Genomic DNA, 22,857 nt, shown 5'->3' with positions numbered 1-22,857 from the left:
GACTCCGTGAGTTACCAGCCAAGTGAAGTGAATAACGGCACGACCTGATCCAGCGTGCTCAAGATCGCATCAGGTCGATAGTCCGGCAGCAACTGCCGACCGGTGCCGCGGTCGATCCAGACGCAGCGGAACTGCATGTCCCGCGCGGCGGTGTGGTCCAGCATCGGACTGGCGCAGATGTGCACCACCCGATCACGGCGCACGCCCAGCTGTTCATGAGCGTAGTCAAACAACCTTGGATTGGGTTTGTAAGCGCCGGCCTGTTGCGCCGTGATAACCCGATCAATATGCCCACCGAGTTGCGCAACGTTGCCGGCGATGATGTCGTCATCGGTATTGGACACAATGCACAGCTTGAACCCCATGGCTTTCAAACGCGCCAGGGTCTCGATCACTTCGGGAAACGGCGGCATCCGCGGAATCGCCCCGGCCAATCGCTGACTGTCTTCGGGAAGACTCGCCAGCCCCAACTCTTCCAGGGCGAGTTGCAAGCCCTGGGTGCTCAATTGGCGAAACGACCGGTGCGGCGGCATCTGTTCCAGCCGATGTTCATGGCGGTCGTACACCGCGATCAGGCGATCGACATCGACCGAGTGATCGCCCTTGTCACGTAAAATCTCGGCGACCACGGCTTTCAGGCCTTCGTCCCATTGAATCAACGTGCCGTAGCAGTCGAAGGTCAGCCACTCGGGGCGCGGGGTGTGCTGGAGCGTCATGGGGAGATCCTCTGAGATGAGAGCTTCAGCTTATGAGTGCTTGGTGATAGTGTGAAATTAAATCTATACCGCAACCTCAGTTGAAAATCGAATATCAGGAGGCCCGCCATGCTCGATCTCGAATTGCTCAAAAGCTTCGTCTGCGTGGTCGACGAAGGAAGCTTCACCCGCGCCGCCGAGCGCGTGCACCGGACCCAGTCCACGGTCAGCCAACAGTTGCGCAAACTGGAAGAGCTGATCGGTCACCCGTTGCTGATTCGCGACCGCACCGGGCAGAACGTCAGCGTCACCGAACATGGCGAACGGCTGATTGGTTATGCCCGGCGCTTGCTGGCGCTGTCTTCGGAGGCGGTACAAGCGCTGGCCAGCGACGTCGATCTGGAGATCCTGCGCCTCGGTGTGCCGGAAGACTTCGACGCCCGACGCATGGCCACGCTACTCGCCGGGTTCAGCCAGGCGAAACCGCATGCACGACTGGAAACCATCAGCGGCATGAGCCTCGACCTCAAGCAGAAACTCGACGCCGGTGACATCGACATCGCCCTGATCAAACGCGAACCGGACAGCGGTCCGTGCTGGGCGTCCTGGCCGGAAGTGTTGGTGTGGGTTAAAGGTGCAGGAGTGGATTCGGCTAACGGGGTGTTGCCGTTGGCGTTGTTTCCACAGGGGTGTATTTACCGACAACGGGCGATTCGCTTGCTGGATAAGGCTCAGCGGCCGTGGCGCGTGGCGTTCGGCAGCCATAGCTTGACCGGGATTCAAGCAGCGGTGGCGTCTGGATTGGGGATTTCCGTATTACCAGAGTCGGCAGTGCTGCCGGAGCATACGGTGTGTACGGATTTGCCTGAGTTGCCGTCTTCGGAGTTGGCGTTGGTGAGTCGCGAGGGTACGTTGACCGGGTTACAGCGGGGGTTGGTGGAGTTTTTGAAGGAGGCGTTGAGTGGGGAGGCGCGAGGTTGAAGATTGCGCCTCCGGGTTGTCGTCATTTGGATTTTGGCTTGTTGATTTCGCGAAGGAGATCGGCGGTTGGGATGTGCATGGTGTTCGAATAGTAGGGTTTGTAACCGTAGGCGGTAATGACCACTTTGCAGGGGATGTCAGTTTTGTTTGCCAGAATCGGATTCAACTCATCCACCGAAAGATTTCTCCGAGACGTGCCTTTATTGCGTGTTTCGCTCAAAAAGGCACGGGTGACATAGTTGAATGCGCCTTGAACATGACCGGAAGCGCTCTTCTCTATCAAACCATAAGCTGAGCGTTCTATCGTGTTGCCGACGGAAAAATCACTGTCATTTTCCAACGCGCAAATAAGATTAGTTGAAGCCTGCCCCAGCCCTTCTCCTCGCCCATAAAGGTCCTGAAGATCAATATTGGAACTGAAACTGATATCGTACAGTGGAAGTCCTCCCTCCCGCTCGACTGACAAAAACTCCAAATCCGCAGATGGCTTATTATGATCTTTAGCACAAGATGCGCATGCCAGGATCAAAAGAAACAGCACTATCTTTTTCATATCATGGAATCTCTTTCATGATGGATTCATACATCATATCGCTTGCAGACTTCGAACCTGCAATAGGTCTGGTGATCATCGCAACTGCATTATAATGATTGACATCCATAGTTACGTTTATCGCAGGACCACCAGCAACTCGCCATTTCTCACCGAACTCGGCTACTGAATCCGACTGATCCTTTTTGGTCGGCATTGCTTTTATATTGATCCATTGTTCGGCCACCGGAGTAGGCGCCTCTTGGTAGATGTCAGAGCCTATCCAGACCAATGCTCCCTCACCCACCGGATCCAGGGTGATTAACATTTTTATTTTATAGCCCCAATCTGACATTATCTTGGTTAAGTGAGCACCATTCCACCCACCCAAGCTATGCCCAACGATATATATAGGGCACGACTTATAAGGGATCACATTCAAAACAAATTTCTGGATATCCTTCTTCCCTCTAACCTCGTTATAACCCAACCATTCAGAGCGATACTGATCTTTTTCTTGCAAACACACGGTTCGTAAATTGAAGGATGTCTGAGCATCCTTGGCGTTCTCAAAGGTTCCGGAAAAGTAATATTTCTCCTTATCCCCCGCCCCGCCAATAAAAAACACTATCGCCTTGGTACTCTCAATCGGCACAGTCTTCTCGCTGACATCCTTCTTGTCCGTCAACGTATGTTCACTTTGCTGCTTATATGTATTGCCTTTCGCGCACGTAACCGTTTCACCCGCCATGCCTTACTCCTCCAAAAACAACTTGATGCTTTCGGGGAGGTGCGAGCTGATCGTGTGGGTGAACCCCGACGCGTCAGATACGCCATGCTCTTGGCGCCCGTCCGCACGCTGAATCATGTAGGGATGATTCGGCATCGGCTCGCCGGTCGTCGCGTTCACCAGTTTCAACTTGTCGGTGAAGTTGACCGGCATCGGCAATAGTCCGGTGAACGGAGCATTGACCACGGTATCGCCAATAATCACTGTGCCTGAACCACCAATGACCACATTGCCGTGGCCACCTACGCTGTCGAGGGTGGCGGCGTTCAAGCCGTTGATAAACACCGTGGCTGAGACGCCGCCGGTGATCGGGCTGCCGCAAGCCGATTTGTCGGTCATGCGCGCAGCGGCCAGGCCATCGAAGTTCACATTCGGCGAACCGCTGGCGATGGGATTGGTGCCGTGTCCCGGTAGCGGGCAAGCGGTGGGGTCGGTGAGGCGGGCAGCGGGTTTTCCGCTCATGCACAAGCTCCTTGCAGGCTTTTCTGACAATCCATTGAATTAGCGCGCAAGGATGAGGGATGTGGGGGATTTGTTCAAATGCTGGCTTCAAAAAAACCGGCATTATCAAGAACTAAAGAACAACAGCAACCCTGTGGGAGCGGGCTTGCTTGCGAAGAGGCCATATCAATCGACATCAATGTTGGCTGACACACCGCTTTCGCGAGCAAGCCCGCTCCCACAGGTTTTGCGTTTTAATTAAGCGATATCAGCGCGACGGCGGAACCCGGATATCTCCCGCCCGGCATTGGGTCTTCACACCCTTCCCGCACGCGCCGAACTCCAGATCCTTGCCCATGCACACCCGCACTTCCGACAACTCCGGGCCGCTGCACAACACAGCAATGCCGTCCGCCGGAATCCCGGGGTTGCTCTCGCGGAACAGGTCGCTGATTTTCTGCGCCGTGAAGTAATGCGTGCCGCTGAAAGGTTGAAGTTGCTCTGGGACTTTCACGGCAGCCACGGCTTTGTCCGCCGCATCCAGATAACCCGTCGCGCCGAGACCGCTGCAAGTGCCGTGTTTCGACCATTCATGTTCAAGCAACTTCGGCGTCGGGAACAGCGTCAGCCCTTGGGTGCGTTCGGCCGGTGACAACGCGACCATCGGCGGGCACGACTCCGGCCAGCCGCCCTTGGCGTATTGCGGCCAGAGGCCGTGGAGCACAAAGCCGTAGCCTTTGCCGGAGCATTGCACGTCGTCTTTGTGGGTCAGGCAGAAGGTCGGCGACCAGGACAGCGTCAGCAGGTAGTAATCGAATACTCCTGCCACAGACTCGACTGGCGCTTTGCCTTGGTGTGTTTGCCGAGCACTGCTCAGCCCGATGTTGCCGAACGTTATCGCGAGGATCGCGAGGGCTGCGTAAAACTTTTTCATATACCCACTCCTTGGGAATGATGACTTGGTTGAGTCCTTGGCCGACGATCGGCCAAGGGTTGTTTTGTCATGCAGGTGTTTCAATCGCATGACGCAAGGCAAAACGTGCATTACCTTGATAACGCTATGATCACTCTTACATCACGACAGGGAATCGACATGAGTAAGGCAGACGAACTCGCCGCAAAACTGAGAGAGACCCGGCATTCCGGCGTCGACGCAACCAGCGGCACCGATCAGGCGATCGACAGTTGGCCGGGCGAAGTGTACGCAATGTATCACCAGATCGAAGCGTGGCTGAAGCCGCTGCTCGAGGCTGGCCTGAGCATCCGGCGCAACCCCACGCATGTTTTCGAGCGCCATCCTGAAGGCGCGACTTACGCCTACTCCATCGACCAATTGGTGATTGAAGGCAACCACCACAGCCTCACTTTCGTGCCGATCGTGCGCTTCACCGCCGACGGCGCTGGCCGGGTCGAGATTCATCTCAAGGGCAAAGAGATTCCGCTGCTGCGAACCGTCAGCGAGCACGGTGAAAGCCAGTGGTGGTTACAGTCGATCGAGCAATCCGGGCAGCAGCTGGATGCGGTGGCTTTGACTGAGGTGAATCTGCTGTCGGTGATTCAGGAAGGACTGGATCTCTAGACCACATCAGTTCCCCTTGTGGGAGCGGGCTTGCTCGCGAAGGCAGTGTGTCAGTCCCCACATGTATTGACTGATACACCACTTTCGCGAGCAAGCCCGCTCCCACAGGAGATCAGTGCTCATTTCACTGGCTAACCACAATCTTCCCGATCATCTGCGGATGCAGCGAGCAGAAATATTCAAACTCCCCCGGCGTGTTGAACACGTAGGAAAAGCTGTCATTGGTGTCCAGCGCCCCCGAGCGGAACACCTTGTGGGTTTCCGCCACGGTATGCGGGATCTCGTCATCGTTCACCCACGTCACTTTGGTCCCGACCGCTACGGTCATGTCCTTGGGTCCGAACATGAATTCCTTGATATCGATTTTCACGTCCTGAGCCCACACCGGCATCGACAGCATCAGACACACCATCGTCAGCAATAGCTTTTTCATCCTCGCGCCCTCCCCTTAAACCAATGTCGAATCGATCAGCGCCAGCGGATGCTCGCCCTGTGTCGCGCGCACATCAGTGACGCCCAGGTAATTGCGCAGTTGATCCGCCGCGACCGTCATCGGCCCCGGTGACGGCGCCGTGCCCGGTGCGGGTTGTGGATAAGCCGTGCCGCGAGCGGTGTGGAAGGTGATGTTGCCTTCGACCTTCTGGATAACCTGGTGGATATGCCCGTTCAGCACCGTCACCGATCCATACTTGCGCAGCATGGCAATCGCCTGGTCGCCGTCCTCGGTGCCCCAACCCCACGGCTGATAAATCGTCCATAACGGAATGTGGGTAAACACCACGATCGGCGTGCTGGTGCTCACGGCGCGCAAGTCGTCGGCCAGCCAGGCGAGTTGATCAGCGCCCAGGTTCGCTTCGCGTCCGGCCTGGAAGTTGAAGACATTCACCAGCGCGATGAAATGCACGCCGTGATCATCGAAGCTGTACCAGCCGTTGCCTTTGGTGCCCCTGCCGTAGCGTTCGAGATAGAGCTTGCCGCCGCCCTCGTCGAGGGTGTCGTGCTCGCCCGGCACGTAGTGCACGGTGGACGGCAGGCCCTTGAGCAGTTGCGCGGCGGTGTCAAACTCTTCGGCTTTGGACAGGTGGGTGATGTCGCCGGTGTGCAGGATCAGCGCCGGCCGTTTCGGCAACGCGATGACCTTGTCGATGGCCACCTGCAAGGTCTTCACCGGTTCCGGGTTGGCTTCTTTGTTGAAGCCGATGTGCGAGTCGCTGATCTGCACAAAGTGAAACGTGCTGGCCAGTGCCTTGGGGTCGGTGACGTTGCCGGAACTGTCCAGCGCAAAGGCCCGGGGAATGCCGCCGCTCAAAGCCCAGATCACCCCGGCCCCGGCCCATGCGGAACACTTGAGCAGCGTCCTGCGGTCGGGGTTCAGCGGACCGTCGGTACGTCGTTGATGTTTTGATTGAATGTCCATCGGTATGCCCTCGTTGGCGGACTACAGTGAAGTAGCTGACACGAGGTACAACCGGGTAGGACAAGTCTTTATTCCGCGTCGAAAAATATAATTTTTCCCGGGAATAAAACACCGTTAATCACAGTTACAGGAGTGGGACGGTGCGGGAAACACTATGAAGCGATTTGAGGAACTGTTTGCGCCCCACATGGACGCGGCCTATAACCTCGCGCGCTGGCTCACCGGTAACGACAGCGCCGCGCGCGATGTCGTGCAGGAAAGTGCGCTGCGTGCCTTTCGGTTTTTGCACCGCTTCGCCGATGGCAATCCAAAAGCCTGGTTCCTGACCATCGTGCGTAACGAAAGCTACACCTGGCTCAAGGCATCGGCCGGCCACCGCTGGGTCGCCATCAACGATGAACTCATCGACGACGAACCGGCCCTGAGCCACAGCCAAACCCCGGAACTGCTGGCCATTCACACGGAAAACGCGGTGCAGATCCAGCAAGCCCTGAGCGCCCTGCCGCCAGCGTTTCGCGAGGTAATTATTCTGAAGGAGCTGGAAGACCTGCCCTACAAGGACATCGCCCTGGTGGTCGACATTCCCATCGGCACCGTCATGTCGAGACTGGCCCGGGCTCGTGCCATGCTCAAGCTCGAATTACAGAAGATGCACGATCATGAATGAACTCGACTGCACGGCTTGCCAGACGCTGGTTCATGGTTATCTGGACAAGGAACTGGACAGCGTGACGGCGGCGAAAGTAGCCGGGCATTTGGCCGAGTGTGCCGAGTGCGCGCGGCTGCATGATGAGTCGCGGTTGCTGATGAACAGTGTGAAACGGCACGCACCGTATTACGCGGCGCCAGCGTCGTTGACCGCCAATGTGTTGGCATCCATTGCGCCACAGCGGAGCGCTTTCGAACGCTGGCGGACATGGTTCGCACCAGCCTTTTCAGCGGCGGCACTGGCCCTGGCGTTGGTGCTATTTGTGGCGACGCCTGGCAGTGAACAACCGCTGATGGATGAGGCGGTGTCGAGCCATGTTCGCTCATTGATGGGCGAACATTTGAATGATGTGGTGTCGTCAGATCGCCACACGGTGAAGCCCTGGTTCACCGGCAAACTCGACTTCTCGCCACCGGTGTTCGATTACGCGGCGCAAGGGTTTCCGTTGTTGGGCGGGCGGCTGGATTATCTGCAACACCAGACTACGGCGGCGCTGAGTTATGCGCGGGCCAAGCACATCATCAACGTGTTTATCCTGCCGACGACCGAGGCGGATAAACCGCCGCAAACACGGTTGATTCGAGGTTTTAACGTGGTGTCGTGGGAGGAAAATCACATGCGGTTTGTGATGGTTTCGGATGTGGAAAAAAGTGAGCTTGAGGCGCTGGGTCAGTTGCTCAGGAATGGCACCTGAGGTGATCACATAACCTTGTAGGAGCTGCCGAAGGCTGCGATCTTTTGATCTTTAGGATCAAGATCAAAAGATCGCAGCCTTCGGCAGCTCCTACGGGGTGGTTACAGCCGGCCTTGCCCCGCCGCCGCCTGCAAATCCAGCGCCGGCAACTTCGCCGGTGAATTCAGCGCTTTCAACACTGGATTATCGTAGCCATACACATCCGGTTTAAACGCCACTCGCCCGTTGCTACCCATATCCACCGTCCAATACGCCAACAACACCGGCACTTTCACCGGCAAGCGAATGTTCTCGGTCTTGCCATTGGCCAGTTGCTTTTGAATCCCGGCGCTGTTCCAGCGCACCGGATCGTTGAACAGCAACTCGACCAACTGCAATGGGTTCTCCACCCGAATACAGCCCGAACTGGTAGCGCGGACGTTCTTCGCGAACAACTCCCGGTGCGGCGTGTCGTGCAGGTAAATCGCATAGTCATTCGGGAAGCGGATGACCACCTGGCCCAACGAGTTTTCCGGCCCTGCGTCCTGACGCAAAGTAATGCCCTGCGGGTGGCTCCAGTCGATGGTCGCCGGATCTAGCAGATTGCCTTCCCGATCCAGCGGACGAATGCGGTTGGCACTGAGGTAATTTGGGTTACTCAGGATCTTCGGCAATACATCTTCTTTCAAAATCGTTGGCGGCACGGTCCATGTTGGGTTGAACGTGACGTAAGTAATCTCGGCCTGAAAAATCGGCGTGCTACGAAACGGTTTACCGACCTGCACCCGGGAACGCCAGACGGGTTGGCCATCGCGATACAGCGCCACTTTGTACCCGGCGATATCGACAATAACGAACGTGCCCTCCAGCTTATAAAGCAGCCAACGCGCGCGCTCCATGTTGACCCGCACCTGATCGATGCGCGCCTGCACCGGCACGTTCAACGCCGCAAGGGTCGCCGCACCAGCCACGCCGTCCGCGCCCAAGTACTGTTCGGTCTGGTATTTTTTCACGGCCGCGATCACGGCATCGTCGTATTCATTGTTTTTGCTGTGTTTCGAGTCCAGGTAACCGCCCGCCGCCAACCGCGCGCGCAACTGCGCCACAGCGGGGCCGTCCATTCCTGGCTTGAGCGATTGCCCTTCGGTGATTTTCGGCCAGCCGCCACGATCGCGAATCGTGCGCAACTGCGCCAAGGCTTCACGCAAACCGACATACACCGCCTCTTGCGGCGGCGCTTGCGCAAAGGCGCGAGCGACATCATGCGTGTCGAGCGCGATGAAGAAGTTATTCACGTCATCCCGAGGATCGGCGCCGGTAATGTCGAAATTCCAATGCATGTCCAGCCGCGCAGGATCGACCTTGCCCCGGCGCAATTGCAGCAATGCCGTGAGGTAAGTACGGGTGGCCGCGAGGTCGAAGGCAGCTTGCTGGGCCGGCGTCGGCGCCGTGTTCTGCATCGACGCCTGAGCCATGGCCAAATCATCGCCACGAAAATCCGCAGGCTCCAGGCCATCGATTTGCGTGTCGTTGAGGCTTTTCAGCAACTGGGCGACATCATCAGGGTTGGTCCAGGCCGCACGAAATTGGCGATGGGTATAGAAATCCAGCACCACGCGGTTAACGTCGATGCGTTGATGGCGCGGCCGGGTTTGCAACGGTGGGAATGCCGAAATCATCGGCTCCAGCACTGCATGAATCTCCTGGGCGACGTTATCGTCGGGTATCGCCTCGATCATGCTGATCGACGGATTTTCCGGCGCGATCGGCGAAGTTTCAGCGACGGCCGTGCCGCTGATCAGAAAGCCCATAAAAAAGACATGGCTTATGACGAATAACCTTGATAGTTGCCTCATGGATAATCCTTAATCTCGTGCGTTCAGCACTTGTCGTTTGCCCTGCTAAACTCGAAATAACTTAATGAGACATCTCTATGGCGCTAAACCGCTTTGGCTTTCTATGCTCGGCCCTGCTGCTGACGGCAACGTCAATACCGCTAGCCTACGCCGATTCTCTCGCCGCCGCCCTCGCCAAAGCGGCCCCCGGTGCTAACGCCAACGTCATTGGTCTGGCCGTTCGCGCCTCACAATGTCGAATCGCCCAAGGCTCGGCCCCAGTACAACGGCTCGCCGTCATCGATTACTCACTGCCTTCGACCGAACAGCGCCTGTGGGTGTTCGATTTAAAGAAGCGCAAATTGCTGTTTCATGAACTCGTCGCCCATGGCCGCAACAGCGGCGAAAACATGGCCGTCAACTTCTCCAACCAAAACGAAAGCTTCGCCACCAGCCTTGGCTTATACCGCACCCAGTCCAGTTATGTCGGGCAAAACGGCTATTCGCTGCGCATGGAAGGGTTAGAACCCGGGTTTAACGACAATGCGTTTGATCGAGCGATCGTGATTCACGGCGCGCCGTATGTCAGCCCGAAACTGGCAAAGATTAATGGGCGGATTGGTCGTAGCCTGGGATGCCCGGCGGTACGGCCGGCGATTGCGCATCGGTTGATTGATTCGATGAAGGATGGGCAGTTGTTGTTTTCGTATTACCCGGATCAGCGGTGGTTGAAGACTTCTTCGTTTGTGAATTGTGGGAGTGGGACGATGGCGGGGGTTTCTGGGGTGAAGACTACTCGGTGAGCGGGCGGGCCACATGTCTATGGATTTGACTCTGGAACATAAAAATCGGGTACGCATAGCTCTGGCAGAAGCGTTTGTAGACAGCTGGGTTGATTACGCCTACATGGCTGAGCAAATTCGGCCCTATGACTTAAAAATCGTGGAAGACATCCTCTATATGGAAGTCGCACCGGTTTGCTTCTGGAATCTGGAGGCCGCTGTCCCACCGATCTGGACTGGCTTTGAAGATGAATCTCTACTGAGTGAAATCGAGAAGGCGTTGAGCGCTCGAGAGACGAGTACGGTTCAGCGCATCATTGATAGGCTGAAAATCGCTTGGTTGCGTTATAGCTATGGATATATCTGGAAGGAAATCCTGAAAAATTTATGAGTTCCAGGTGAGATCTATACGCTTGGATGCTTCCTCCTCTATTCCGACTTTCGGAATATCCAGTGACTCTCGATGAAGTTGTAGGCAAAATCCGAGAGTTGCGTAAGAGGGTGCGTTTACTGTGCCTTCCGGCTGGCGCACTCCTTGTTGGCCATATCTTCGACGGATACTCTCCTGACGTCGCTGCACATCAGCGACCGGGCTTGGTAACCCGACGAGTTACGCAACGGCGGTCCAATCACAATTCCTTGCGGCTTACGCCTACGAATTTGTGTTATGGCGGCTGTGCGTGGGACGCCCTCGGGCGTGCCGGTTTCCTTGACTCCCGGTTTACCAACCTGCGCATAGCTGCCACCCTTTCGCTTGGTAACGAAAGTGGCAGCTCCTTATGTCAAGGAGTTCGACAATGCACAGCGCAAATCCGTATCAACTCAGCCTTCCCCTTCAACGTAATTCCGCGTCGCGTAATACCCCTTCGCTAGACGTCTCTTGCTGCCTCGCCCGCGCAGGAGGTGAAATATGACCGATCCCACAGAAATTAAAACCCTCGGCTTTACCCCCTGCATTTACTGCCCAGATTCAGAACTGGCAATGTTCCACGTCAGTGCGGATGTACCGGTCAGCGAAGCATTGTTAAAAGCGTCTGACTTGCTATCCCTGGCCAAGGCGCTTGCGCAGGACGCCGCGTTCGAAAGAGACACCGACCGTCACGCCTGGGCCGCGCACTATCTAACGGCGATGGGTAAGGCGATCATTGATGATGTGATGAAAGCTGTTTCACCGCGACCTAACCTTTCGGTAAAGAAAACAGCTAAATAGCAAGAACCATTCTTATATTCGCCCCGAGTAATCGGGGCGTTCGATCCTGATTGTACGAAGGTATGCAAAAAGGAAATCCTGTCCTTCAGGCCCTCCTGAGTTGTATTCAGCATTTTCCTCGATACGAACAAACCCTGCGCACGGCGGGATTCAATGCTTAAGCCATCTGTTCCACGCATGGAAGCACTTATGAAATATGCAACGATCCTTTTGACTACCGCTTTACTCGGCGGCTGCTCCTCTTACAGTGAACGCGGCACCGGCGAAGGCGGAAGGGAAATCAACAACAAGGGTTACACCGTTCGCTGCGATGCGACACCGGCCAACCAACCGGGCTGCTACACCCCGCCGCCATCTTGGTCCTGGTGGCCGTCCAACAACATCAAATTTAAATTGGGTGCGAACTGAACCGGAAAGAACGGAGGTAGGTTTATTTGCTTGGGGCTAAGGATTGGCTGACTTGGTAAACTTGGGCACCACCACGATACACGCGTAGTTATGCAGTACTGATTGGCACTGTCGCCAGCGCGTTTCCTTGTACTGATCGTGGCCGTGGTCAATTTGGTAAAATTTAGAAATGAATAGGTACATCGTACCGGCGCCGCAAAAACATCGGTTCCCCGCCCAAAATCAGCCTCAAACACGTAGAGCAAAATGATACAGAATCTCGCTACAGCCCCAGTAAACACAAGCTCTGCGCCGTCGCGGCGGTTCTCCGTCGCCCCGATGATGGATCGGACTTACTAATCGCCCCACCCTAATAAACAATGGCCCATATACCTGCTCCGAACCGCCCGTACCACTTCCGTACCACCAACAGTTGCTTCCATCCCGCCTACTTCTTCCTTCCGCCCGTTGTAGCAAAATTTAAGCAACCGTTTTCAGCTCCAATCACGAGCACTATCGCTGCCGTACTTTCACGCTGTCGGAAGCTTCCCAAGCTGATACCGAGGGTTCGCTCCCCTTCACCCGCTCCCACTATTTTCAAGGCCTCCAGCAGTATCGAGGTAGCGTTAGGCGGGATTGGTGACAGTTACACAAATTGCTTGGAAGCGTCGGCCAAGCTCCCCTTTCTCCCTGCAATACCCGGTTTTAGGTTGACCCATGGGAAAAAGGTAATTTTGGTAATTCTCTTTTTACATGGCAAAATAACTCAATAAATTCAATAACTTAAGTAACTTATACAAAAGTAATAATAGGGTAAGGAATAGGTTAGAACATTACCTTTGACCCTAGTAATCCCCCGCTTTACAAAACCCTTTAAAATCAGTCACTTGGCAAAATATTACCTCCAGCCTTACCAAATATTACCCTTTGAGGTAATACGCCAAAGCTACGGTTTATAAGGGCTACAGCCCCTTCTCCGCATCGCCTTACCAAAATTACCCTTTCCCCGCCCTCGACCCGAAATTGCCCTTCCGGCCATGCTGTTATGCGTTCAATTTTCCGATTGGAGTTGAAGTCATATCCAGCGAGTATTCGCTCCCGATAGTCCTTGAAAAGATCTCAGAAAATCAGTTAACCCTGGCAGCTGCGATCATGGTACCTAGAATTAAGTAGCTTCCTTCGACTCCACTCTCGGGCATTTGCCACTGCTATCCTTAGCGCTTTCTCGAACGGAGTCGATACGATCCCGGTTGAGCATCGCGCCAAAAACGCGCCCAACGTGGCACCAAACCCCTCAATGCACCATCATCATTTGATAAGGAAATACGGAATATGGGTGAGTTGGCAGTTGCAGAATGGACGCTGGAAGGTGTTTTGGAGGAGATGAAGCACATCCACCACACGATGAAGGACCGACAATTTGCATTCATTCTCGGTGCTGGAGCGTCATTCACCTCAGGCATTCCCACAGGTCAGGATCTAGCCCGGAAATGGCTGACGGACTTGCACCTACGCGAGTGTGCGGACGGCCGTTCTTTGCATCAATGGATTGCTGGGTGCGGTGTTGGTGTTGGTGAACTGAATTGGCAAACGGCAGCCCAGCATTACCCTCAAATCTTCGAACGCAGATTTGAAGGCGACCGAGAGGCCGGTTACGCCGAGCTAGAAGCCGCTATGGAAGGAAAGTCACCTAGCTTAGGTTATTCGCTGCTTGCAGAGATCATTCAACACACTCGTCATAAAGTTGTAGTCACCACCAACTTTGACAACTTGGTAGCTGATGCACTGGCAATGCATGCGCACCAGTCTCCTCTAGTTGTCGCCCATGAGTCGTTAGCTGGATTTGTGCGGCCCCAAATGCGTCGCCCCCTAGTTGCCAAAATCCATCGTGACCTGTATCTGCACCCCATTAATGACCCGGCCGGGGTTTCCACAATGGAGCAAGGCTGGAAAATTGCTTTGAAAAAGCTATTTCAATATTTTACGCCGGTAGTCGTGGGGTACGGTGGAAATGACGGCAGCCTCATGGACATGCTCATGGGTCTGGAGGAAGGAGATATCGCTGGGCGCATGATCTGGTGTTATCGCGATGGCTCCCCTCCGCCAGAAAAGGCATTAGGCGTATTGAGCAAACATCGCGGTCTTCTTGTCAAAATCCCGGGTTTCGACCAATTCATGCTGCAACTTGCTGCAAAATTAGTAACAGACTTCGATGTGGCAGCGATCGCCGAACGGACTGCAAAATTAGGTCAAGAAAGAGCAGTCCGTTATCGTGATCAAGCAAGTAAACTCAGCGAAGATTCCTTAACCGGATCGCCAGCTGAACAACGTGCAGGAGAGGTGTTGACACAGTCGGTGCGCTCTGGACAGAGCTGGTGGGCATGGGAAATCAGAGCCAAAGCCGAGACGGACTTTGAAAAGCGCAATCGCATCTATCTGCAAGGCATCAAGCGCTTTCCGAACAGCCCGGAACTCGCGGGTAACTATGCAATATTCTTGAAGAACTCATTAAAGGACTATGACGCCGCCGAGACGATGTACCTGAAGGCGATGGAGCTCGATCCATTAGACCCAACGTACGTTGGTAACTACGCAAGTTTCTTGGCACATCAGCGCAACAATTACGATGCAGCCGAGAGCTTTTACAAAAAATCACTCGAGCTAGACCCAAATAATTCAGCCAATATCGGAAACTACGCAACGTTTCAGGCCGACATAAGAAACAACTTTGGCAAGGCTGACGAGCTGTATAAAAAGGCTATAGAACTCGATCCAAAAAATGTAAACAACTTCGGAAATTATGCAATATTTTTGAAATCTCAACTCAAAGAATACGATACAGCAGAAACCATGTATAAACGAACTCTGGAGCTCGACCCTTCTAATGCCGGCTACACTAGCAGCTACGCCAACTATCTTTCAGATCAACGCGGCGATTACAATGCGGCAGAGGAATTGTACAAGAGAGCAATCGAGCTAGACCCGTCACATGCTGACTACATTGGCTGTTACGCAAATTTTCTAGCGGACCAGCGCAAGGACTATGATGCGGCAGAGAAGTTGTACAAGAAAGCGCTTGAGCTTGACCCCCAAAATGCAAACAATGTAGGTAACTACGCAAACTTCCTGGAAGATCAACGTGGCGACTATGACGCTGCCGAAAAAATGTACGAGAAAGCTATCGAACTCGACGCCGATCACGCGAGTAACAAAAGAAACTATGCCTCATTTTTAGAAAACCACCGGAAGAGTCCAATGTAGCCAGCCCAGTCATTGCAAGACTTAATAGAAGGGCTATCAAGTAAGGATCCAAAGCCGGTGTTGATATGTTTTTATCAAGATAAAAATTTCGGCAGCAACTAGCAATTTTTCTCCCTCACCTCTCTCGTTATCTGCTTCCCAAGCGATAACGAGGGTTCAATTCCCTTCACCGCTCCACTACTATCAAGTCCTCCAGCGGTATCAAGGTAGCGTGAGGTGAGACTGGTGCCAGTTTTGGTGACAGTTAGTCAGTTTGCGTGGAAGCGCCGGTCAGCATCCCCTTACCTTGCAAGCCTCCTTTTTCAGTTGCCCCGTGGAAAAGAAAATTTGATAATTTCCTTTTTATCATCCTGAAAGACCAATGCAATCAATCACTTACAGAAAGCCTTCAAATGGTAATAGTTGAGTAACAGAGAAGTTAAAAAATTACATCTTCACTCAGTAATACCACCTTATAAAAACCAAATAAATCAGACGCTTGGTGAAATATCACCTCCAGCCTTACCGAATATTACCTATCAGGTTAATGAGTGAAAGCCGGGGCCTGTAAGGGATTCCAAGCCACTCCTTGGCCTCGCTTACCAAAATTACCCTTCCCTACGCAGTTCCTGAAAAACAGACTGTACTTTTCCCCAACAGATGTTTTTTAAGTCCTCCAAATCGCCGCACAGATACGGGTCAGTAGTGGTCATCCGTGCAATTGACTATGTGATCGAGAAGCCAGACGGACCGGGGCTTTCAGGCATATCGACGTTTTTCCTGGTTGACGTCGATAGCTCACCTGGTGCGAGTCATTAGAAAATGAAAAATCAGCAAAACATCTGTTTTCAAAGGCCCTCCCCTTGTAAACCGTGGCCCTCAGAAAACTGCTATCGATCTCCTGCCCTGAGACCGTCGCGAAACGCCCTCACTTCTTTGCAGAACCTTGCACAGCGTGCAATTGCCAAACACAGCACAGACCCCATAGCGGGCCTTGGCGGGGGCATCGTTTACATCACCACCGGGGTTTGCAAAAAAAAGGGATGCAAAGCCCGTCGGCGGGAGGGGGATAAGTGCTTTTTCGTGAGTTTTTTTCTTGGCGATGGGATTTTTCCAATCACTTGCGTCCTTGCCATCAGTCGGCCTTTCGGTGCGACTAGAAGCCGAATCGAAATACTGTTCATGCATACAGTTAATTTGATTTTGCAGGGGTGACGCATGAACAGCGGTTACGGTGGAATGGAAGCGGCGAAGTCTTCGGCGCTGACGCATTGGCAAACAATGCTGCGCGATGAAGTTTCATTGCTGGCTATGCCTGGAGCTCACCACAAGGCGTTGCTCAGGCAAGCCAGGGTCTTGCACCAGGAACAGCTGATCGATGCCGATGATCTCAGCGACTTGTTGGAATTCGCAGATGCGGCGCTTGCCTACGCCATGGAATCACTGCTCGGCATCAAGACCGACTAATAAGGGGCCGTGTATGCATTTACTTGTCACACCTATGCGGTTGCGCGGTATTGCGCTCGATGTCAAAGAGCGGGGTCGTTACCCGGCGATTCGAGGCAATGTCATGGTGAATTCAACCGTGTGCGCCCAGTTGGGTCGGGCCACCAACATGGCCCGCGTTGACGTGGGTATGCCCCTCGATCCTGACCCCTTACCGCCGTTGCTCGATGCAACCCTTGCCGGGATGGCAGTGACAGGATTTGTTCTAAGCGGCATTGAGTACATCGATGGCTGCGCCTTCGCGCAATCTTGGTGGTGTTGTGAGGGGTAACGAAATGTTTCGACTTTGATACAGCGATTCGTTTCGGGGAGAATGCTGGTCGCGAAATGCCACCAGGCCAAGGATCTCAAATGGAAGTCACCCAAATCGCAGCGCTGATCGTCAACCGACTTGACGATCAGCGCCGATATTCAACAGCAATGGAATAACCCCGAGGGCACCCACACGCGCCACTTCGTCGTAGACGGCCTACTCATGGCCGAGATGGCCCAGAACATCTACGATGCGTTTCCACGCAATGCAGACGCGTTCTTCGACAGGCAATCGTTCCGGGAGAAGAAAAAAACACTCACGGATCTATCCGACTATCCGCAGATCCTCAGCGCCATCATTACGCGATGCAGCACCACTCGGTGGTGAACAAGGTCGCTCAATTGGTTGGAATGCACGATATCGTTCCGGACCCTAGCCTCTATGCGGGCGGTCTGTCGATGATGTTCAAAGACGACTTTCTCAATCCACTCATCGACAACAGTCACGATGGCGCGCGCAATCTGTATCGCCGCTTGAACCTGCTGTACTACGTGTCCCCGAACTGGGCCGTGGAAAACGGCGGCAACTTTGAGCTGTGGGACCACGACGTGAAAAAGCAGAAAACAATCGCCTCTCTGTTCAATCGCCTGATGGTGATGGACACGAACAAGTACTCCTGGCATTCAGTGAGTGGGGTTCTCGCTGAGAAGCCTCGGTGCTGCGTCTCCAATTATTATTTTTCAGAGACTTCACCTGACGATCATGAGTACTTCCACGTGACGTCGTTCAGCGGCCGTCCGGAAGAACCAGGGCGTCGTCTACTAGGGATCGTGGACAACAATCTGCGCAACGCGATTTCGAAGGTACTGCGAGTAGGGCGAGGCACGAAGCTGATCAATAAAACGAAAGGATGACCGGAGGCCGCTTGATACGGATCCGTTACCGCCGTTGTTGGATGCAACACTAGCCTGGGATGGCGGTGACAGGTTTTTTGATTGGCGTCGAACATATCGACGGCTGCGTTTATGATCAGTCCTAGTGATGTAGAGGGATAATCATTGCCCTCATCAGGGCCTCGCTATTCTATTGGTTTCGACTAAAGTCTACTCCAAACCATGACGCGAGCCAAACAAAACAGTTTAATCGCAGCCCACCCACTAGGACATGCAATTATGCTAATTAGCCTCTACAACAACGGCATACACTCTCTAGCCCAGGGCTTAAGTTGCTTTCATGATTATGAAAACGGTGAAAAAAACCCATACTTAATGAAAGAGGTCGTTATAAAAATCCACCACGGACTTGAGGCCTTATTCAAAGATATATTATTTCAAGCTAATCCTGTTTTCCTTTTCGAAGACGAAGCAAAGATTTCAAAGGTTATTCAATGCTATCAAAAATATCATGAGAGCAACAACCATCACTTATTCGATGACGAAAAAACCAAGACAATTAACGTAATAGAAGCACTGACCAGAATACAAGCATTATTCGGCGATGCCATATCAAGAAAAGAGTACGGCCAGCTAATAAACTCTTTCAAAGAAATAAATAAATACCGCAATCAACTTCAGCACTTTGCAATAGACACAGACCCTGAATTAATTGTAAAAAACTTAGGGAACGTGATCCCAGCAGCGATTTCATTACTGAAATCACTTTATGGTGCACACCTACAAAATGGCAATTACTTGCCCCACATAGCCATTAAAGGAATGGAACATTTTTATAACGCAGAAGCTAATATAATCGAAAGTCTTCAGAGCGTTTTCCCCGACGCCGAAGAGGCGATCAATCACTTGCAGCACAAGTACTCCACATTACTAAGGGAAGCGATCAAGAATTTCAAAAGCATCTCGGTTGCAGACCTATTTCAAAGAATTGAAATTGTAGATAGCGGAAAATCCGGCGCCCCACCTTACATGCCAAGAATTATGTTGAGCGGCTGGGTAAATCAAGAACTCGATGCGTATCGAAACTCACACGAAAGTTCGCGACAATTTTACGACACAGGAATTTCTGCCACATACAATGCCATCCTAGACATAGGAGAGTTCACACTTACACCTTCCATCGAAAAAGAAACACATTCATTCTCTACGAACATCCTATTGAATAGCGATATCCTAGTCCTTGATCAAACGGAATTTTTCAAACTTAAAGAGTTGAGTGAGCATCTCCCTTTTATTAGGAAGCCGAAAGTAGAGCTAAGCATATCAATGAAAATAAAAGGGCTATGTCAAAAGGACGCACGCCACTTTTACGTAACCGAAGTTATCGAGATCGAAGGTTTTGCCGAAATGGTATTCAGTTCCGCAATTTATGGGGACGATGAAAAATCCCCAACAATCTCCGGAAAACAAATATTAAAGTTAGACAATAAAAACACTTCGCTTACTTACCACGCATTCGTCACCTCAACCGGCGAAATATCAGACAGACGAACTATATCCATAACAATAGATGCATCATCCGAACTAAATTTCAAATAGTATATTTAAATGGTGATCATCCTTAGTTTTAAATTTAATAACTGAAATTGCGTCGCGTTGATTTTAAACGCGGCGGTATCTGCCGGGGCCGGAGTCGGCCCTGGAAGGTGGGTATGTGCTGCGAGCTGTGTGTTCATTTGCTGCAGAAGATCCAGCATGTCGCACACCACCTGGAACAGATTCACACTTTCGGAACCGATCCAGTTTTTTGGTGCCAGTAACTGCTGGCTGATCCCAGCCACGCTCTTGCGCAGGCCCTGAATCTTCTCCTGCATGTCGCCACCCACCGTGGCGTTGTGCTTCTGTCCAACCACCAGGTTCAAATCCCGGCCAGTGGCCTGGTGCAGATCGTCTACTGCCGCCAGGCTAGCCGAACCAGCCGACAGCAACTTGAGTGCTCCCAGCGCCTCTATCTTCTTGACGCCACCCACAGACTCGGTTGAATGGTCGTCCACTGTCCTGGTGTGGGTCTGGAAGCGCTCGGTATTGTCCAAGGCTTCCACTTCGCGCTCGATCGCCTTGTCCTGGATCTTTCCGTCTGTCTGGCGCAGCCAGTTACCGTCGGCGTCCACCCGTTGTTGCACGGCGTCGCTGTGCTGCCACACCTGGTCACCTTTCGGCACCTTGGGCAACGTCAGTCCGTGCGGCAAGATGGTCTGGATATATGGCTTGTTCGGTAAGCCATAAGCGAAACACACCACCACGCTGGTGCCCTCCTCCGGAAACGCAAAGAAGCCCATTTCGTCACCACCTACCGGCATGGGCAGCGGCACGCCCGACAGCGTCGGTAGGTCGGGATCGGGCTCGCCGTCGGGTCGAAGTACCTGCAGGTCAACCGAGTAGCGCGGTCGGAAGTCGTCACACAGCCCAGCATTCGCCGGTGCGTCGGCCACGGCCACCACCTTGGCGAAACGCGGCAAGTGATAGCCGCCGGTGAGTTCGGGAAATTGGCGTTCTACACTGCGCTTTATTGCGTCGTCCATTTGATGGCCATCTGTGTGCCGGCCAACGTCACGTTCGTGATCCGTTCGCCCTGGTTGATTGATACGCCTGGTCGCAGGCCTGGCAAGGCGGCGATCATCGCGCTCTGGCTGCCCTGGTAACCATCGAATAGGTTGACTGGTAGTTGTAGCGGCGATCGAGCGCCGAAGAAACTGTCAGCCCAGGCGCCGACGTAGATCTCGCCGTCACCCTGTTGCTGCCAGATAAAATCTTTGATACCGAACACCCGCGCCATGCTGTCCATCGCCTGGTAACCAGCGGCCAGGTTGTAGAAAAACGGCGTCTTGACCCGCGTATAGACCTGATCCGGAACCCGAAAGCGCAGGCCGGTCTTGCTGCCGATATCGGCCAGCACGGCGCGTAGATCCACATGACGCAAGTTCATGAGCAACGGGTTGGCCAGCACCGCGGCTAACTCGCGACACAGCACCATTTGCTCGATGCCGTTGGTGGCGGTGCAACGCTCTACGTAGCCGATGAAATGACGCTGTAGCACCGCTTCGTTGTAGCCGATATCCACCTGGCCCGTCAGGACTGAAAGAAAAAGAAGCGATGTCGAGGAGTTGGCCCTCCCCGACATCAACCACCACTGAGGGCAACACCATGCAAGCACAGCACCTAAGCAGCAGTGATTCGAAGGCTAACACATTGACCAACATTGACGCCCAGTCCACCCGGCATCTGATGGCTGTTCGGATCGTCGGCACGGCGTTGTTCGAATACCAGGTACGGAAAACCGACGATGCACTGATCCGCCTTGAATGCCTCACCGGCTTTGCCAAGGAGCTTGGCGACATTGATGCGGCCGAATGCGCCGTTGTAGCTCAGCTGTTAGCAGGCCATTCATCGACTAAGCAGGACACGACTGTTCAGGCTTTCACACTTGTAGGAGCAACACTATGAAAACGTTATTTGTCCTCATGGCCCAATATAACGGTCAAGTGGTTATTCCCTTAGAGCGAGTCTGTCAGGATTACTTCACTCATCTCACCACGGACATGTTTCAGCGCAAGGTCGGGGCTGGACAAATCAAAATTCCCATTACGCGTATGGAATCAAGTCAGAAGAGCGCAAAGGGCATTCACATTACTGACCTTTCCGAATACCTGGATGCTCAGCGCGCTGCCGCCGTCAAAGAAAACAATCAGCTGAACAGCGCGCCACGCAGTAGCTAATTCACCTTAGTGTCCTGGCGCCCAACTTTACGGGCGCCTGTAGGATCTTCTCGAACCATTTCCAGCTTTCGTAGGCGTCACCGCGTCCGCGTAGGTGGGTGTAACGCCGCATCGAGTTCCAATCGCGATGCCCCGATACACTCGCTACCCGGGGAATGTCCCAGTCCATTTCGAACAACCGGCTCACGCCGTCGTGGCGCAGATCATGAAAGTGCAGATTCTCGATACCAAGTATCTGACAAGCCCTGGTCCATGACGTGGATACCGACTCGGCACTGTACGGAAATATCTCCGGCAGCACTTTCGGCATGGTTTGAAGAATCGCCCAGGCTTCCGGCGGTAAATGGCACCAAACGTCATTGCCGATCTTCTGGCCAGGGTTTTTCATGTCACGCACCAGTATCCGCTGACCCACCTCATCGAGATCCGTCCACTGGATCCGCGTAATTTCCTCTTGGCTGCGTGTTGAGAACAACGCGAATCCAGTCATCTTGAGCATGTTGATCGACGTCGGGCGACGCTTTTGGATGCCCTGGAAGTGCGTGAGTAGCTTGTCGAGTTCATCCAAAATGGGACGCCGGTCGCGCTCGCGACTTTTCATGTTGTACCCCAGCTTTTTCAAGACTCGCCGGGCATCCGTCATTGCGTGCGGATCGACCGCATAACAGGCGGGCCGAGCGATCGACAGCACCGCACCCAGGTGCGCCAGATCATTACCTGCCGTCTGCGGCTGTACGCTCCCGTCCTCTTCACCCATGCGCCACAGCGCGTACTCCACCAGCACCTGGCTGTTGATGTCCTGGTCATTCAATTTGCCCAGGTACGATTCGCTGATAGCCTTAAGCGTGGCGAGCTTGGTCTTACCCAAAGGCCGGACCTTCTCCATCTCAGTCAAATAACACTCGATCATCTCCTTGACCGTCGCGCACTTGCGGTTTGCCCGTTCAATCGCACCGGGCTCAGCCAACTCCGTTTCGCGTTTTCGAGCCCATGCCACTGCAGCCTGTTTCCGGGCGAAGGTCTGGCACTCTTGGTAGACTATCCCCCCTTTGTTTTTAAGGCGGATCTGGACCGTATAACTGACCGATCCGTCGGCCACTTTCTTGCTTTAATGGTTGCCAACGTTCCAGTGGTACAAATGAGAAAGTGAGTGGTACA

General features: G+C 53.6%; 26 protein-coding genes and 1 pseudogene. 16 read left to right on the top strand and 11 right to left on the bottom strand.

What is annotated here, in order from left to right; all coding sequences use genetic code 11:
- Positions 1 to 11 precede the first annotated feature (11 nt).
- Complete coding sequence (locus LOY68_RS10425; protein WP_265044411.1) at positions 12 to 716, bottom strand: haloacid dehalogenase type II; 705 nt, start codon at positions 714 to 716, stop codon at positions 12 to 14.
- A gap of 108 nt (positions 717 to 824) precedes the next feature.
- On the opposite strand from LOY68_RS10425, the gene LOY68_RS10420 reads away from it, so the two are divergent.
- A complete protein-coding gene (locus LOY68_RS10420; protein WP_265044409.1) occupies positions 825 to 1,676 on the top strand; it encodes a LysR substrate-binding domain-containing protein in 852 nt (283 codons plus the stop codon).
- Between the two features lie 22 nt (positions 1,677 to 1,698).
- Here LOY68_RS10420 and LOY68_RS10415 read toward each other — a convergent pair whose 3' ends face one another.
- The 4 genes from LOY68_RS10415 to LOY68_RS10400 form a co-directional block, all read right to left on the bottom strand.
- Positions 1,699 to 2,229, bottom strand: coding sequence for a hypothetical protein (locus LOY68_RS10415; protein WP_265044407.1), 531 nt, complete (start codon positions 2,227 to 2,229; stop codon positions 1,699 to 1,701).
- Between the two features lies 1 nt (position 2,230).
- Complete coding sequence (locus LOY68_RS10410) at positions 2,231 to 2,959, bottom strand: alpha/beta hydrolase (protein ID WP_265044405.1); 729 nt, start codon at positions 2,957 to 2,959, stop codon at positions 2,231 to 2,233.
- Positions 2,960 to 2,962: 3 nt separating this feature from the next.
- The gene (locus tag LOY68_RS10405) at positions 2,963 to 3,460 is read right to left on the bottom strand and encodes a PAAR domain-containing protein (protein WP_265044403.1); all 498 of its coding nucleotides are present in this window, start codon (positions 3,458 to 3,460) and stop codon (positions 2,963 to 2,965) included.
- Between the two features lie 247 nt (positions 3,461 to 3,707).
- Entirely contained in the window at positions 3,708 to 4,373 is a 666-nt protein-coding gene (locus tag LOY68_RS10400) for a ribonuclease T2 (RefSeq protein ID WP_265044401.1), read from the bottom strand.
- Between the two features lie 159 nt (positions 4,374 to 4,532).
- On the opposite strand from LOY68_RS10400, the gene LOY68_RS10395 reads away from it, so the two are divergent.
- Entirely contained in the window at positions 4,533 to 5,018 is a 486-nt protein-coding gene (locus tag LOY68_RS10395) for a hypothetical protein (protein ID WP_265044399.1), read from the top strand.
- 124 nt (positions 5,019 to 5,142) lie between these two features.
- On the opposite strand, the gene LOY68_RS10390 is transcribed toward LOY68_RS10395, so the two are convergent.
- Positions 5,143 to 5,451, bottom strand: coding sequence for a cupredoxin family copper-binding protein (locus LOY68_RS10390; protein ID WP_265044397.1), 309 nt, complete (start codon positions 5,449 to 5,451; stop codon positions 5,143 to 5,145).
- A gap of 15 nt (positions 5,452 to 5,466) precedes the next feature.
- The gene (locus LOY68_RS10385; RefSeq protein ID WP_265044395.1) at positions 5,467 to 6,435 is read right to left on the bottom strand and encodes a metallophosphoesterase family protein; all 969 of its coding nucleotides are present in this window, start codon (positions 6,433 to 6,435) and stop codon (positions 5,467 to 5,469) included.
- A gap of 154 nt (positions 6,436 to 6,589) precedes the next feature.
- Here LOY68_RS10385 and LOY68_RS10380 point away from each other — a divergent pair, with 154 nt between their 5' ends.
- Together LOY68_RS10380 and LOY68_RS10375 are read left to right on the top strand one after the other, a co-directional pair.
- Positions 6,590 to 7,102 (top strand): sigma-70 family RNA polymerase sigma factor, encoded by a 513-nt coding sequence (locus LOY68_RS10380; protein WP_265044394.1) that lies wholly within the window; start codon positions 6,590 to 6,592, stop codon positions 7,100 to 7,102.
- Positions 7,095 to 7,838 carry an anti-sigma factor family protein gene (locus tag LOY68_RS10375; protein ID WP_265044392.1) on the top strand — a complete coding sequence of 248 codons (744 nt, stop codon included), beginning with the start codon at positions 7,095 to 7,097 and terminating at the stop codon, positions 7,836 to 7,838. Before LOY68_RS10380 ends, LOY68_RS10375 begins: the two co-directional genes overlap by 8 nt.
- A gap of 101 nt (positions 7,839 to 7,939) precedes the next feature.
- Here LOY68_RS10375 and LOY68_RS10370 read toward each other — a convergent pair whose 3' ends face one another.
- On the bottom strand, positions 7,940 to 9,673 hold the full coding sequence (locus LOY68_RS10370; RefSeq protein ID WP_265044390.1) for a L,D-transpeptidase family protein: 1,734 nt from the start codon (positions 9,671 to 9,673) through the stop codon (positions 7,940 to 7,942).
- Positions 9,674 to 9,750: 77 nt separating this feature from the next.
- Here LOY68_RS10370 and LOY68_RS10365 point away from each other — a divergent pair, with 77 nt between their 5' ends.
- The 10 genes from LOY68_RS10365 to LOY68_RS10320 all read left to right on the top strand — a co-directional run bounded on the left by LOY68_RS10365 (position 9,751) and on the right by LOY68_RS10320 (position 19,522).
- Positions 9,751 to 10,455: a murein L,D-transpeptidase catalytic domain family protein gene (locus tag LOY68_RS10365; RefSeq protein ID WP_163909283.1), complete on the top strand. Its 705-nt coding sequence runs from the start codon at positions 9,751 to 9,753 to the stop codon at positions 10,453 to 10,455.
- A 13-nt stretch (positions 10,456 to 10,468) separates the two neighbouring features.
- Complete coding sequence (locus tag LOY68_RS10360; RefSeq protein ID WP_265044388.1) at positions 10,469 to 10,825, top strand: hypothetical protein; 357 nt, start codon at positions 10,469 to 10,471, stop codon at positions 10,823 to 10,825.
- A gap of 519 nt (positions 10,826 to 11,344) precedes the next feature.
- On the top strand, positions 11,345 to 11,644 hold the full coding sequence (locus LOY68_RS10355; RefSeq protein WP_054054191.1) for a DUF3077 domain-containing protein: 300 nt from the start codon (positions 11,345 to 11,347) through the stop codon (positions 11,642 to 11,644).
- 189 nt (positions 11,645 to 11,833) lie between these two features.
- The gene (locus tag LOY68_RS10350; protein ID WP_265044385.1) at positions 11,834 to 12,052 is read left to right on the top strand and encodes a hypothetical protein; all 219 of its coding nucleotides are present in this window, start codon (positions 11,834 to 11,836) and stop codon (positions 12,050 to 12,052) included.
- 1,311 nt (positions 12,053 to 13,363) lie between these two features.
- A complete protein-coding gene (locus tag LOY68_RS10345; protein ID WP_265044384.1) occupies positions 13,364 to 15,292 on the top strand; it encodes a tetratricopeptide repeat protein in 1,929 nt (642 codons plus the stop codon).
- 1,197 nt (positions 15,293 to 16,489) lie between these two features.
- Positions 16,490 to 16,738: a hypothetical protein gene (locus LOY68_RS10340; protein WP_265044382.1), complete on the top strand. Its 249-nt coding sequence runs from the start codon at positions 16,490 to 16,492 to the stop codon at positions 16,736 to 16,738.
- A gap of 13 nt (positions 16,739 to 16,751) precedes the next feature.
- On the top strand, positions 16,752 to 17,048 hold the full coding sequence (locus LOY68_RS10335; protein WP_265044380.1) for a hypothetical protein: 297 nt from the start codon (positions 16,752 to 16,754) through the stop codon (positions 17,046 to 17,048).
- Between the two features lie 120 nt (positions 17,049 to 17,168).
- Positions 17,169 to 17,417 (top strand): hypothetical protein, encoded by a 249-nt coding sequence (locus LOY68_RS10330; RefSeq protein ID WP_265044379.1) that lies wholly within the window; start codon positions 17,169 to 17,171, stop codon positions 17,415 to 17,417.
- Positions 17,414 to 17,944, top strand: a complete 531-nt coding sequence (locus LOY68_RS10325; RefSeq protein WP_265044377.1) for a 2OG-Fe(II) oxygenase — start codon at positions 17,414 to 17,416, stop codon at positions 17,942 to 17,944. Before LOY68_RS10330 ends, LOY68_RS10325 begins: the two co-directional genes overlap by 4 nt.
- 258 nt (positions 17,945 to 18,202) lie before the next feature.
- On the top strand, positions 18,203 to 19,522 hold the full coding sequence (locus LOY68_RS10320; RefSeq protein WP_265044376.1) for a hypothetical protein: 1,320 nt from the start codon (positions 18,203 to 18,205) through the stop codon (positions 19,520 to 19,522).
- 5 nt (positions 19,523 to 19,527) lie between these two features.
- On the opposite strand, the gene LOY68_RS10315 is transcribed toward LOY68_RS10320, so the two are convergent.
- Both LOY68_RS10315 and LOY68_RS10310 read right to left on the bottom strand, forming a co-directional pair.
- The gene (locus LOY68_RS10315; RefSeq protein WP_265044374.1) at positions 19,528 to 20,505 is read right to left on the bottom strand and encodes a hypothetical protein; all 978 of its coding nucleotides are present in this window, start codon (positions 20,503 to 20,505) and stop codon (positions 19,528 to 19,530) included.
- Positions 20,490 to 21,104 carry a hypothetical protein gene (locus LOY68_RS10310; protein WP_265044372.1) on the bottom strand — a complete coding sequence of 205 codons (615 nt, stop codon included), beginning with the start codon at positions 21,102 to 21,104 and terminating at the stop codon, positions 20,490 to 20,492. The genes LOY68_RS10315 and LOY68_RS10310 overlap by 16 nt, the downstream gene beginning before the upstream one ends.
- Positions 21,105 to 21,127: 23 nt before the next feature.
- Here LOY68_RS10310 and LOY68_RS10305 point away from each other — a divergent pair, with 23 nt between their 5' ends.
- Positions 21,128 to 21,427, top strand: coding sequence for a hypothetical protein (locus LOY68_RS10305; RefSeq protein WP_265044370.1), 300 nt, complete (start codon positions 21,128 to 21,130; stop codon positions 21,425 to 21,427).
- Positions 21,424 to 21,699 carry a pyocin activator PrtN family protein gene (locus LOY68_RS10300; RefSeq protein ID WP_054615583.1) on the top strand — a complete coding sequence of 92 codons (276 nt, stop codon included), beginning with the start codon at positions 21,424 to 21,426 and terminating at the stop codon, positions 21,697 to 21,699. Before LOY68_RS10305 ends, LOY68_RS10300 begins: the two co-directional genes overlap by 4 nt.
- A 1-nt stretch (position 21,700) precedes the next feature.
- Here LOY68_RS10300 and LOY68_RS10295 read toward each other — a convergent pair.
- Positions 21,701 to 22,821: pseudogene (locus tag LOY68_RS10295) on the bottom strand (tyrosine-type recombinase/integrase).
- Positions 22,822 to 22,857: the final 36 nt, after the last annotated feature.

This window comes from Pseudomonas sp. B21-053, assembly GCF_026016365.1.
Lineage (GTDB): Bacteria > Pseudomonadota > Gammaproteobacteria > Pseudomonadales > Pseudomonadaceae > Aquipseudomonas > Aquipseudomonas nunensis.
Note: the sequence above shows the minus strand (reverse complement) of the source record. Positions and strands in the feature narration are given on the sequence as shown.

Excerpts from the sequence above, each read along its gene's own strand:
- LOY68_RS10345 (WP_265044384.1), top strand. The coding sequence starts at position 13,364 with ATGGGTGAGTTGGCAGTTGCAGAATGGACGCTGGAAGGTGTTTTGGAG.
- LOY68_RS10310 (WP_265044372.1), bottom strand. The coding sequence starts at position 21,104 with ATGTCGGGGAGGGCCAACTCCTCGACATCGCTTCTTTTTCTTTCAGTC.
- LOY68_RS10415 (WP_265044407.1), bottom strand. The coding sequence starts at position 2,229 with ATGAAAAAGATAGTGCTGTTTCTTTTGATCCTGGCATGCGCATCTTGT.
- LOY68_RS10315 (WP_265044374.1), bottom strand. The coding sequence starts at position 20,505 with ATGGACGACGCAATAAAGCGCAGTGTAGAACGCCAATTTCCCGAACTC.
- LOY68_RS10350 (WP_265044385.1), top strand. The coding sequence starts at position 11,834 with ATGAAATATGCAACGATCCTTTTGACTACCGCTTTACTCGGCGGCTGC.
- LOY68_RS10370 (WP_265044390.1), bottom strand. The coding sequence starts at position 9,673 with ATGAGGCAACTATCAAGGTTATTCGTCATAAGCCATGTCTTTTTTATG.
- LOY68_RS10395 (WP_265044399.1), top strand. The coding sequence starts at position 4,533 with ATGAGTAAGGCAGACGAACTCGCCGCAAAACTGAGAGAGACCCGGCAT.
- LOY68_RS10405 (WP_265044403.1), bottom strand. The coding sequence starts at position 3,460 with ATGAGCGGAAAACCCGCTGCCCGCCTCACCGACCCCACCGCTTGCCCG.
- LOY68_RS10410 (WP_265044405.1), bottom strand. The coding sequence starts at position 2,959 with ATGGCGGGTGAAACGGTTACGTGCGCGAAAGGCAATACATATAAGCAG.
- LOY68_RS10300 (WP_054615583.1), top strand. The coding sequence starts at position 21,424 with ATGAAAACGTTATTTGTCCTCATGGCCCAATATAACGGTCAAGTGGTT.
- LOY68_RS10375 (WP_265044392.1), top strand. The coding sequence starts at position 7,095 with ATGAATGAACTCGACTGCACGGCTTGCCAGACGCTGGTTCATGGTTAT.
- LOY68_RS10360 (WP_265044388.1), top strand. The coding sequence starts at position 10,469 with ATGTCTATGGATTTGACTCTGGAACATAAAAATCGGGTACGCATAGCT.
- LOY68_RS10400 (WP_265044401.1), bottom strand. The coding sequence starts at position 4,373 with ATGAAAAAGTTTTACGCAGCCCTCGCGATCCTCGCGATAACGTTCGGC.
- LOY68_RS10390 (WP_265044397.1), bottom strand. The coding sequence starts at position 5,451 with ATGAAAAAGCTATTGCTGACGATGGTGTGTCTGATGCTGTCGATGCCG.
- LOY68_RS10340 (WP_265044382.1), top strand. The coding sequence starts at position 16,490 with ATGAACAGCGGTTACGGTGGAATGGAAGCGGCGAAGTCTTCGGCGCTG.
- LOY68_RS10385 (WP_265044395.1), bottom strand. The coding sequence starts at position 6,435 with ATGGACATTCAATCAAAACATCAACGACGTACCGACGGTCCGCTGAAC.
- LOY68_RS10420 (WP_265044409.1), top strand. The coding sequence starts at position 825 with ATGCTCGATCTCGAATTGCTCAAAAGCTTCGTCTGCGTGGTCGACGAA.
- LOY68_RS10380 (WP_265044394.1), top strand. The coding sequence starts at position 6,590 with ATGAAGCGATTTGAGGAACTGTTTGCGCCCCACATGGACGCGGCCTAT.
- LOY68_RS10425 (WP_265044411.1), bottom strand. The coding sequence starts at position 716 with ATGACGCTCCAGCACACCCCGCGCCCCGAGTGGCTGACCTTCGACTGC.
- LOY68_RS10305 (WP_265044370.1), top strand. The coding sequence starts at position 21,128 with ATGCAAGCACAGCACCTAAGCAGCAGTGATTCGAAGGCTAACACATTG.
- LOY68_RS10320 (WP_265044376.1), top strand. The coding sequence starts at position 18,203 with ATGCTAATTAGCCTCTACAACAACGGCATACACTCTCTAGCCCAGGGC.
- LOY68_RS10355 (WP_054054191.1), top strand. The coding sequence starts at position 11,345 with ATGACCGATCCCACAGAAATTAAAACCCTCGGCTTTACCCCCTGCATT.
- LOY68_RS10335 (WP_265044380.1), top strand. The coding sequence starts at position 16,752 with ATGCATTTACTTGTCACACCTATGCGGTTGCGCGGTATTGCGCTCGAT.
- LOY68_RS10365 (WP_163909283.1), top strand. The coding sequence starts at position 9,751 with ATGGCGCTAAACCGCTTTGGCTTTCTATGCTCGGCCCTGCTGCTGACG.